General features: G+C 71.7%; 8 protein-coding genes. 3 read left to right on the top strand and 5 right to left on the bottom strand.

Annotation, left to right across the window (positions count from 1 at the left end):
• Together hydA and ACRWND_RS29500 are read right to left on the bottom strand one after the other, a co-directional pair.
• On the bottom strand, positions 1-1,397 hold a 1,397-nt coding region (gene hydA / locus ACRWND_RS29505; protein ID WP_431954816.1), incomplete at its 3' end, for a dihydropyrimidinase.
• Positions 1,398-1,414: 17 nt separating this feature from the next.
• Positions 1,415-2,257 carry a nitrilase-related carbon-nitrogen hydrolase gene (locus ACRWND_RS29500; RefSeq protein ID WP_431954814.1) on the bottom strand — a complete coding sequence of 281 codons (843 nt, stop codon included), beginning with the start codon at positions 2,255-2,257 and terminating at the stop codon, positions 1,415-1,417.
• Positions 2,258-2,381: 124 nt separating this feature from the next.
• Between ACRWND_RS29500 and ACRWND_RS29495 the strand changes: the two genes are divergently transcribed.
• On the top strand, positions 2,382-2,747 hold the full coding sequence (locus tag ACRWND_RS29495) for a hypothetical protein (RefSeq protein ID WP_431954812.1): 366 nt from the start codon (positions 2,382-2,384) through the stop codon (positions 2,745-2,747).
• A gap of 106 nt (positions 2,748-2,853) precedes the next feature.
• Here the strand turns inward: ACRWND_RS29495 and ACRWND_RS29490 are convergent, their stop codons facing one another.
• The gene (locus ACRWND_RS29490) at positions 2,854-5,073 is read right to left on the bottom strand and encodes an NADP-dependent isocitrate dehydrogenase (protein WP_431954810.1); all 2,220 of its coding nucleotides are present in this window, start codon (positions 5,071-5,073) and stop codon (positions 2,854-2,856) included.
• 311 nt (positions 5,074-5,384) lie between these two features.
• Here ACRWND_RS29490 and ACRWND_RS29485 point away from each other — a divergent pair, with 311 nt between their 5' ends.
• The gene (locus ACRWND_RS29485; protein WP_431954808.1) at positions 5,385-6,761 is read left to right on the top strand and encodes an MFS transporter; all 1,377 of its coding nucleotides are present in this window, start codon (positions 5,385-5,387) and stop codon (positions 6,759-6,761) included.
• 76 nt (positions 6,762-6,837) lie between these two features.
• Positions 6,838-7,257, top strand: a complete 420-nt coding sequence (locus tag ACRWND_RS29480) for a VOC family protein (RefSeq protein ID WP_431954806.1) — start codon at positions 6,838-6,840, stop codon at positions 7,255-7,257.
• Here ACRWND_RS29480 and ACRWND_RS29475 read toward each other — a convergent pair.
• Both ACRWND_RS29475 and ACRWND_RS29470 read right to left on the bottom strand, forming a co-directional pair.
• Positions 7,197-9,176 (bottom strand): helix-turn-helix domain-containing protein, encoded by a 1,980-nt coding sequence (locus ACRWND_RS29475; RefSeq protein WP_431954804.1) that lies wholly within the window; start codon positions 9,174-9,176, stop codon positions 7,197-7,199. The two genes, ACRWND_RS29480 and ACRWND_RS29475, sit on opposite strands and share 61 nt — an antisense overlap.
• Positions 9,177-9,278: 102 nt before the next feature.
• The gene (locus ACRWND_RS29470) at positions 9,279-10,103 is read right to left on the bottom strand and encodes a 3-hydroxybutyrate dehydrogenase (RefSeq protein ID WP_431954818.1); all 825 of its coding nucleotides are present in this window, start codon (positions 10,101-10,103) and stop codon (positions 9,279-9,281) included.
• Positions 10,104-10,113 lie beyond the last annotated feature (10 nt).

Below are 10,113 nucleotides of genomic sequence, written 5' to 3'. Positions count from 1 at the left end.
ACGAGGTACTGGCAGGTCTCACGGGGCTGGTAGCGGCCGTGGCCGGCCCGGCCCAGGTATCGGTCCTGGTCGACCAGGACGGTGCCGCGGGACAGGACGGTCTCCACCCGTCCGGTGACCCGTTTGCCCTCGTAGGCCGAGTAGTCGACGTTCATGTGGTGCGTGGCCGCGGAGACGACCTGCTCCGCGTCCGGGTCGTAGACCACGATGTCGGCGTCCGCACCCGGCGCGATCGTGCCCTTGCGCGGGTACAGGCCGAACATCCGCGCCGGCGTCGCACACGCGATCTCGATCCACCGGCGACGGCTGATGTGCCCCTCCACCACCGCCTGGTGCAACAGGTCCATCCGGTTCTCCACCCCCGGCAGACCATTGGGGATCTTCGAGAAGTCACCCCGCCCCAGCTCCTTCTGCCCCACGAAGCAGAACGGGCAGTGATCCGTCGACACCACCTGCAGATCGTTCGTCCGCAACCCCCTCCACAGCGCCGCCTGATGCTCCCTCGGCCGCAACGGCGTCGAACAGACGTACTTGGCACCCTCGAAGTCCGGCTCCGCCAGGTTGTCCGTCGACAGGAACAGATACTGCGGACACGTCTCACCGAACACGTTCAGCCCGCGGTCGCGCGCCGCTGCCAGCTCCGCGACCGCCTGCTCGGCGGAGACGTGGACGACGTAGAGCGGCGCACCGGCCACCTCGGCCAGCCGGATCGCGCGGTGGGTCGCCTCGGCCTCAAGCAACTCCCGCCGCACCTCCCCGTGATAGCGGGGATCGGTCTTCCCCGCCGCCAGCGCCTGCTCGACCAGCACGTCGATGGCGATGCCGTTCTCCGCGTGCATCATGACCAGGCCGCCGTTGCCGGCGCCACGCTGCATCGCCCTCAGGATGCGGCCGTCGTCGCTGTAGAACACACCGGGGTAGGCCATGAACAGCTTGAAGGAGGTGACGCCCTCCTCGACCAGGAGGTCCATCTCCTTGAGGCTGTTCTCGTCGACGTCCGACACGATCATGTGGAACGCGTAGTCGACGGCGCAGTTGCCCTCGGCCTTGGCGTGCCAGGCGTCCAGACCGGCGCGTAGCGAATCGCCCACCGACTGCACCGCGAAGTCCACGATCGTCGTCGTCCCGCCCCAGGCGGCGGCCCGGGTACCGGTCTCGAAGGTGTCCGAGGCGAAGGTGCCACCGAAGGGCAACTCCATATGGGTGTGCGCGTCCACCCCGCCCGGGATGACGTACTTCCCGCTCGCGTCGATGACGGTGTCGGCCGTCCAGCTCTCCGCGACGGTGCTGCCTGCGGCGGCGAGCGCGACGATCCGCTCGCCATCGACGAGGACGTCGGCGTGCACCTCCTCGGCGGCGGTGATGACGAGGCCGCCGCGGATCAGGGTTCGGCTCACGGGTTCCCTCCCTCTTCTCACGCCTCGGTCAGCGGGCCGTAGGCGTCGGGGCGGCGGTCGCGGTAGAAGGCCCACTGCTGGCGGACCTCCTCGATCTTCCCGAAGTCCAGGTCGCGCACGAGCAGTTCCCCCTCCTTGTCGGAGGCGACGTCGCCCACGAACTGGCCGCGCGGGTCCACGAAGTAGGACGTGCCGTAGAAGTCGTTGTCGCCGTACTCCTCCTGACCGACCCGGTTGATGGCGGCGACGAAGTACTCGTTGGCGACGGCCGCGGCCGGCTGCTCGAGCTGCCACAGGTAGGCCGACAGCCCGCGCGAGGTGGCGGAGGGGTTGTAGACCAGCTCGGCGCCGGCGAGGCCGAGCGCGCGCCAGCCCTCGGGGAAGTGGCGGTCGTAGCAGATGTAGACGCCGACCTTGCCGACGGCCGTGTCGAAAACCGGCCAGCCCAGGTTGCCGGGCTTGAAGTAGTACTTCTCCCAGAAACCCCTGACCTGCGGGATGTGGTGCTTGCGGTACTTGCCCAGGTAACCGCCGTCGGCGTCGATCACGGCGGCGGTGTTGTAGTAGAAGCCCGCCTGCTCGACCTCGTAGACCGGGACGACCATCACCATGCGCAGCTCCTTGGCGAGCGCCTGCATCCGCACGATCGTCGGGCCGTCCGGCACCGGCTCCGCCCACCGGTAGTGCTCGGGCTCCTGCACCTGGCAGAAGTACGGGGCGTTGAACACCTCCTGGAAGCCGATCACCTGCGCCCCCTGACCGGCGGCCTCGCGGGCGTACCGCTCGTGCAGGTCGGTCATCGACTCCTTGTCGCCGGTCCACTTCGTCTGGACGAGCGCGGCGCGCACTACTCGACTCATCGGTCTTCCCTCCGACGTCGCGGCAATGGGCGGGCCGCGGAGGTGAACTCCGGGCCGCTTGACGGCTGACCTTAGGAGCCGCGCGGTACGGGGTGCAGTACCACGCTGTAACGCGATGGGGCCCTTGGCGTTCCGTCGCGTCACCTGCGCGGACACCGCCCACCGGGGTGCCACGGTCAACGGGCCCACCGCGTCGACCGCGCCGGACGCCCTCGAGGTCGTCGCCCGGGCCCTCGGGGTGCCGGACGACGCCATCGAAGGCGCCGAAGTACGGGTCGAACTGCCCGGCGCCAGGGCGGTGGAGGCCGTGGTCGACTACCGCGACCGGTACTTCGTCGGCCTGCGGACCGGCGACGCGATGTACCGCGTCTTCGGCCGCAACCACTGGGGCGCCCCGGTCGGCGTCAGCGTGCACGACTTCGCCCCGGGCGCGGACGGCGAGCGGTCCGGCGAGCGCTGGCAGGCCTGGCTGGACGGCGTCTTCGCGTAGGGCACGCGCCGCCCCGGACACGGGACCGCCCCGGCTGGATCACCAGCCGGGGCGGTTCGCGTCGTCCTGAGTTCGCGCGCCGCGCTCGCGTCGTACGCGTGTCGCGTCAGGCGAGCGTCGCCAGCGCCTCGTTGAAGGTCGCGGACGGGCGCATGACGGCCGCGGCCTTGGCCGGGTCCGGCTGGTAGTAGCCGCCGATCTCCGCCGGGGAGCCCTGCACGGCGTTCAGCTCGTCGACGATCGCCTGCTCCTTCTCGGTCAGCGTCTGGGCGAGCGGGCCGAAGGCCTTGGCCAGATCCGCGTCGTCCGTCTGCCCGGCCAGCTCCTGGGCCCAGTACATGGCCAGGTAGAAGTGGCTGCCGCGGTTGTCGATGCCGCCGAGCCGGCGGCTGGGCGACTTGTCCTCGTTGAGGAAGGTGCCCGTGGCGCGGTCGAGGGTGTCGGCCAGCACCTGGGCGCGGGCGTTGCCCGTGGTGGTCGCCAGGTGCTCGAAGCTGACCGCGAGGGCCAGGAACTCGCCGAGGCTGTCCCAGCGCAGGTAGTTCTCCTTGACCAGCTGCTGCACGTGCTTGGGCGCGGAGCCGCCGGCGCCGGTCTCGAAGAGGCCGCCGCCGTTCATCAGCGGGACGACCGACAGCATCTTGGCGCTGGTGCCCAGCTCCAGGATCGGGAAGAGGTCGGTCAGGTAGTCGCGCAGCACGTTGCCGGTGACGGAGATCGTGTTCTCGCCGCGGCGGATGCGCTCCAGGGAGAACTTCGTCGCCTCGACCGGCGACTTGATCTCGATCTGCAGGCCCTCGGTGTCGTGCTCCGGCAGGTACTGCTCGACCTTGGCGATCAGGTTCGCGTCGTGGGCGCGCTCCGCGTCCAGCCAGAACACCGCCGGGTCACCGGTCGCGCGGGCGCGGGAGACGGCGAGCTTGACCCAGTCCCTGATCGGGGCGTCCTTGGTCTGGCAGGCGCGGAAGATGTCGCCCGCGGAGACGGCCTGCTCCAGCACGACGTCGCCGTTCTGGTCGACCAGGCGGACGGTGCCGGTGTGCTGGATCTCGAAGGTCTTGTCGTGGCTGCCGTACTCCTCGGCCTTCTGCGCCATGAGGCCGACGTTGGGCACCGAGCCCATCGTCGCCGGGTCGAACGCGCCGTGCGCACGGCAGTCGTCGATGACGGCCTGGTAGATGCCGGCGTAGCTGCTGTCGGGGAGCACCGCGAGGGTGTCGGCCTCCTGGCCGTCCGGGCCCCACATGTGGCCGGAGGTGCGGATCATGGCCGGCATGGAGGCGTCCACGATGACGTCGCTCGGGACGTGCAGGTTGGTGATGCCCCGGTCGGAGTCGACCATGGCCAGGGCGGGGCCCTCGGCCAGCTCGGCCTCGAAGGAGGCCTTGATCGCCGCGCCGTCGGCCAGGGCCTCGACGCCCTTGAGGATGCCGCCGAGGCCGTCGTTCGGGGTGAGGCCGGCCGCCGCGAAGGTCTCGCCGTACTGGGCGAAGGTCTTGGGGAAGAAGGCGCGGACGACGTGACCGAAGATGATCGGGTCGGAGACCTTCATCATCGTGGCCTTCAGGTGCACCGAGAACAGGACGCCCTCGGCCTTGGCACGCGCGACCTGCTCGCCGAGGAACTCGCGCAGCACGGCGACGCGCATCACGGAGGCGTCCACGACCTCGCCCGCGAGCACCGGCACGGACTCGCGCAGCACGGTGGTGGTGCCGTCGTCACCGACCAGCTCGATGCGCAGGGCGCCGTCCTCGGCGATGACGGCGGACTTCTCGGTGGAACGGAAGTCGTCGGAGGTCATGTGCGCGACGTTCGTCTTGGAGTCGGCCGACCAGGCGCCCATGCGGTGCGGGTGCGCCTTGGCGTAGTTCTTGACCGACGCGGGGGCACGGCGGTCGGAGTTGCCCTCGCGCAGGACGGGGTTGACGGCGCTGCCCTTGATCTTGTCGTAGCGGGCGCGGACGTCCTTGTCCTCGTCGGACTTGGGGTCGTCCGGGTAGTCCGGCAGCGCGTAGCCCTGCGCCTGCAGCTCGGCGATGGCGGCCTTCAGCTGCGGGATCGAGGCCGAGATGTTCGGCAGCTTGATGATGTTGGCGGCGGGGGTCTTGGCGAGCGCGCCGAGCTCGGCGAGGGCGTCGGGGATGCGCCGGCTCTCCTCCAGGTACTCGGGGAAGTTCGCGATGATGCGCCCGGCCAGGGAGATGTCACGGGTCTCCACGGCGACTCCGGCCGTGGACGCGTACGCCTGGATCACGGGCAGGAACGAGTACGTCGCCAGCGCCGGCGCCTCGTCGGTGTGCGTATAGATGATGGTCGAGTCAGTCACCGGTGCTCCGCTCCACGTCTGCAACATTGCTCGACATCAAGATATCTCGTGAACGGCGACCACTCGAATGGACCCTCCCGCGGGCGGCCCGCCACCCCGTCTTTCCAGGCGGGTCCGGCCCCTCAAACCGATGGGTCCGGCCTCGCCGGCCCGGCTGGTCCCCGGTCTCGCGGCCCGCGCAAACCGTCATGGTGGCCGCCCGCATACCGGGGCGGACAACTGTGGTGTGCCACCACATGTGAGCGTGACGGGGCCGTTCCTACGGTGTGGCGACACGGAAACGTCCCGTCCCCCGCCCGGAAGTGGTGACCATGGCAACCCCGGCACCCGCGCCCACCGCACCCGGCTCGCTCCGCAGAATCGTCGCGGCGAGCCTCATAGGCACCACCATCGAGTGGTACGACTTCTTCGTCTACGGATCCGCCGCGGCGCTCGTCTTCAACAAGCTGTTCTTCCCCGAGCAGGACCCGCTGGTCGGCACCCTGCTGTCGTTCCTGACCTACGCGGTCGGCTTCGCCGCCCGGCCGGTGGGCGCCCTCGTGTTCGGTCACTTCGGGGACCGCCTCGGCCGCAAGCGGCTGCTCGTGCTGAGCCTGCTGCTCATGGGCGGCACGACGTTTTGCATCGGCCTGCTGCCGACGTACGCCGCCATCGGGGTCGCCGCTCCGGTGCTGCTCACCCTGCTCCGCCTGGTGCAGGGCTTCGCGCTCGGCGGTGAGTGGGGCGGCGCGGTGCTGCTCGTCTCGGAGCACGGTGACGCACGGCGCCGCGGATTCTGGGCGTCGTGGCCGCAGACGGGGGCGCCGGCCGGCCAGCTGCTCGCCACGGGCGTCCTGTCGGCGCTGACCGCCCTGCTCTCGGACGCCGCCTTCACCTCGTGGGGCTGGCGCGTGCCCTTCCTGCTGTCGGGCGTGCTGGTGATCGTGGGGCTGTGGATCCGGCTGTCGGTCGACGAGTCCCCCGTCTTCAAGGCGGCGCTCGCCAGGGCGCAGGCCCGCGAGGCCGAGGAGTCCACGATCGAGCGGCTGCCGCTGCTGGCGGTGCTCCGCGACCACTGGCGGGACGTCCTGGTGGCGATGGGCGCCCGCATGGCGGAGAACATCAGCTACTACGTCATCACCGCCTTCGTCCTCGTCTACGCCGTCGAGCAAGCGGACCTGAGCAAGCAGACCGCGCTGAACGCCGTGCTCATCGCCTCGGCGGTGCACTTCGCCGTCATCCCCGCCTGGGGCGCGCTCTCCGACCGCGTCGGACGCAGGCCCGTGTACCTGCTGGGAGCGGCGGGCGTGGGCCTGTGGGCCTTCCCCTTCTTCGCTCTGATCGACACGAAGAGCTTCCCGGCCGTGCTGCTGGCCGTGACGGGCGGACTGGTGCTGCACGGCGCCATGTACGCGCCGCAGGCGGCCTTCTTCTCCGAGATGTTCGCGACCCGGATGCGGTACTCCGGCGCCTCGATCGGCGCCCAGTTCGCCTCGGTCGCCGCCGGCGCCCCGGCGCCGCTCATCGCGACCGCGATGCTCGCGTCCTACGGCAGCTCGACCCCCATCGCGCTGTACGTCATCGCCGCGTCCCTGCTCACGCTGGTCGCCGTCGGCATGGCCCAGGAGACCCGCGGCCGGGACCTCGACGCCGTCGAGGCCGGGAGCACGAAGGACGCCCCGCCGGCCCGATCGGTCAACGCGGGCTGACCCGCGGCGGCCACCGCCCGCTCCCGGCACGCAGACCCCGCCGCGGATGTCAGTGGCGGGGTCTACTGTCGTGATCATGAGTGACGTGACGCACAGGACGGGGGAGCTGCACCATGTCGAGCTGTGGGTGCCTGACGTGGAGCGCGCGGACGCCGAGTGGGGCTGGCTGCTGGGCAGGCTCGGCTACGCCCCGTACCAGCGGTGGGAGGCGGGCCGCAGTTGGCGTCTGGGGCCGACCTATGTCGTCGTCGAGCGGTCACCGGATCTCGTCGGGGGGCCGCACGAACGCCGCAGGCCGGGGCTGAACCACCTCGCGTTCCATGTCGCAGGCCGGGCGGAACTGGACGCCCTGGTGGCGGTCTCGCCCCGGCACGGCTGGACACTGATGTTCCCCGAGCTCCATCCGTACGCGGGCGGCGAGGCGCACTACGCCGCCTACCTGGAGAACGGCGACGGCTTTGAGGTGGAGCTCGTCGCGGGCGACAGCCCGTCCTGACCCGCGGGGGCCCGCGGACCCTCCGGGCCGGCCGCGAGCCGGTGCAGACGCAAGGCCAGCTGGATCTCCAGCGCGCGGTCCGGCGACTGCCAGTCGGCGCCGAGGAGGTGGGATATCCGCTCCAGGCGCTGCGCGACGGTGTTGACGTGCACGTGCAGGGCGTCCTTGGTGCGCACGGGGCTCATCCCGCTGGCGAAGTACGCGTCGAGGGTGCGCACGAGGTCGGTGCCCCGGCGGCTGTCGTAGTCGGCGACGGCGCCGATCGTGCGATGTACAAAGCCGTCGACGTCGCGCGAGTCGGTCAGCAGCAGACCGAGGAAGCCGAAGTCGTCGCCCGCGGCGCCCTCCCCCGCGCGGCCGAGGGCGCGCAGGGTGTCACCGCAGCGCTGCGCCTCCGCGTAGGCCAGGGCGACGGAGCCGGGACGGCCGGCCGGCGCGTGGACGGGGCCGGAGGCTCCGACGGTGACGGCTGCCTGCACGGCCGTGCCCAGCTGCTGGGCGATGCGGCGGGCGGTGGCGGAGGCGTCGGAGCCCGGTTCCAGGGGGAGCAGCAGCACCGTGCCGCCGTCACGGGCGGCGGCCAGGCCCCGGCGGGTGGCGGCGAGGTGGGAGGCGGCCGACCACAGCCGCTGCCGGTCGGCGGCGGCTCCGGCGTGCTCCTCGTCGACGCGCGCGGCGAGCACGACGTGCGGGGCGTCGAGGTCGGCGCGGAGCCGTCCCGCGCGTTCCCGCAACAGCGCGGGGTCGCGGTGCGGGGCGTCGAGCAGGTCGTCCAGGAGCTCACCGCGAAAACGCTGTTCTGCCTCCGCCGCGGTGCGCCGGGCGAGCAGCAGCAGGGAGGTGACCATGGCGGCCCGCTCCAGCGTGCGCTGGTCCACGGGGTCGAGTTCGGGGTGGCCGTGCAGCACGAGGGCGCCCAGCAGTTCGCCGCCCGCCGTGACGGCGGCCGTCCAGGTCTCGCCCTGCCGTACGGCGTGGCCGTCCTTGCGCGAGCGGGCGACGGCGCCGGCGAGCGCGTCGGGGACGGGGTCGCGGTCGGTGCCGACGACCCGTACCGTCCCCGAGAGCACTTCGGCGACGGCGTCCGCCACGTCGTCCACGCCGCCGCCGCGCAGGACGAGTTCGGTGAGCCGGTCGTGCACCTCGGAGGCCCGTTCCAGCACGGCGCTGTGGTTGCGGATGGTCTCGTTGGCCGCGCCGAGGTCGGCGAGCGCGGAACGGGTCTCGTCGAGCAGGTTCGCCGTGTCGATGGCGACGGCGGCGAGCGAGGCCAGCGAGGCCAGCAGGGCGATCTGCCCGCGTTCGAAGACGCGGGCCCTGCGGTCCGCCGCGTAGAGCACCCCGATGACGCCTGTGCCGAGCACGAGCGGCACGCCGAGGATGGCCACCAGTCCCTCGTCGCGCACGGCCGAGTCGATCGGATGGGTGTGCCGGAAGCGCTCGTCGTCGAAGTAGGACTCGGTGACATAGGGCAGAGCGGTCTGCGCGACCAGGCCTCCGAGCCCCTCCCCCATCCCGAGCCGCACTCTCTGGAACTCGGCGGAGACGGACCCCTCGGTGACGCGCATGTAGGTGTCGCCTGCCTTGCGGTCGATCAGGCTGAGATACGCCACGTCCGTGCCGAGCAGGGACCTGGCCCGCTGAACGATGGCCTGCAGCACCGAGTCCAGGTCGCGCAGCCCCGCGAGGTCGCCGGCCGTCTCGAAGAGCGCCGACAGCTCGGCCTCGCGCCGTCGGCGGCCCTCCAGTTCCGCCCGCACCCGCAGGGCCAGCAGCTTGGCCTGCTCCATCTCCTCGAGCACGGCGGGCGTCGCGCCCTCCGCCCTGGCCGCAAGGACCGGCCGCTCGTACTCCTCGGCCGCTGCCCCGCGGGCGAGGAGCCGCAGGAAGGGAGCGTCGCAGGGGCTGTGGGGAGCCATGGTTCCGCCGTGGTTGTCGGGGGCCTTGTGGTGCGGGGGTCGGTCCGGGGCTTTGTGGGCTTCGTACGGGTCGCGCGGCACGCTGTCAGGGATACCGACAGATCAGTGTGCCGTCCATCCGCCGTCCATGGTCAGCGAGGCACCGGTGATGAAAGACGCGTGCGGTGTGCAGAGATAGGCGGTGAGCTCGGCGACCTCCTCCGGCTCGAGGAGGCGCTTCACTGCGGAGTCGGCGAGCATGACCTCGGCGACGACCCGCTCGGGTTCGATCCCGTGGGCCGCCGCCTGGTCGGCGATCTGCCGCTCGACGAGCGGGGTGCGCACATAGCCCGGGCTGATGCAGTTCGAGGTGACGCCGCGCGCCGCGCCCTCCAGAGCGGCGGTCTTGGAGAGTCCCTCCAGCCCGTGCTTGGCCGAGACGTAGGCGCTCTTGTAGGCCGAGGCCCGCAGTCCGTGGACGGAGGAGATGTTCACGATCCGGCCCCAGCCCTGCCGGTACATGTGCGGCAGCGCCCCCCGGATCAGCCGGAAGGGAGCCTCCAGCATCACCCTCAGCACCGTGGCGAAGACATCCGGAGGGAAGTCCTCGATGGGGCGGACGAGTTGCAGCCCGGCGTTGTTGACCAGGATGTCGGTGCCCTCGGCGGCCCGCTCGGCAGCCTCGAGGTCGGTCAGGTCCAGGACCACGGTCTCGACGGCGCCGCGGCCGCCGCCCGCCGCGGCCTGCTCCGCGAGCTCCGCCAGGCCCTCGACGTCCCGGTCGGCGGCCCGCACCGCGGCGCCCGCGGCGGCCAGACGCAGAACGCACGCGCGGCCGATGCCGCCGGCGGCGCCGGTGACAAGAGCGGTGCGTCCGTCCAGGTCCGGCGCTGCGGACGGCGGGACGGGGCCTGCTGCGGTACGGGGCGAGGGGGGCGTGTGCGTCATGCTGTGCAGG

This window comes from Actinacidiphila sp. bgisy167, from assembly GCF_965342175.1.
Lineage (GTDB): Bacteria > Actinomycetota > Actinomycetes > Streptomycetales > Streptomycetaceae > Actinacidiphila.
This window is presented reverse-complemented; position numbering and strand designations above follow the sequence as displayed.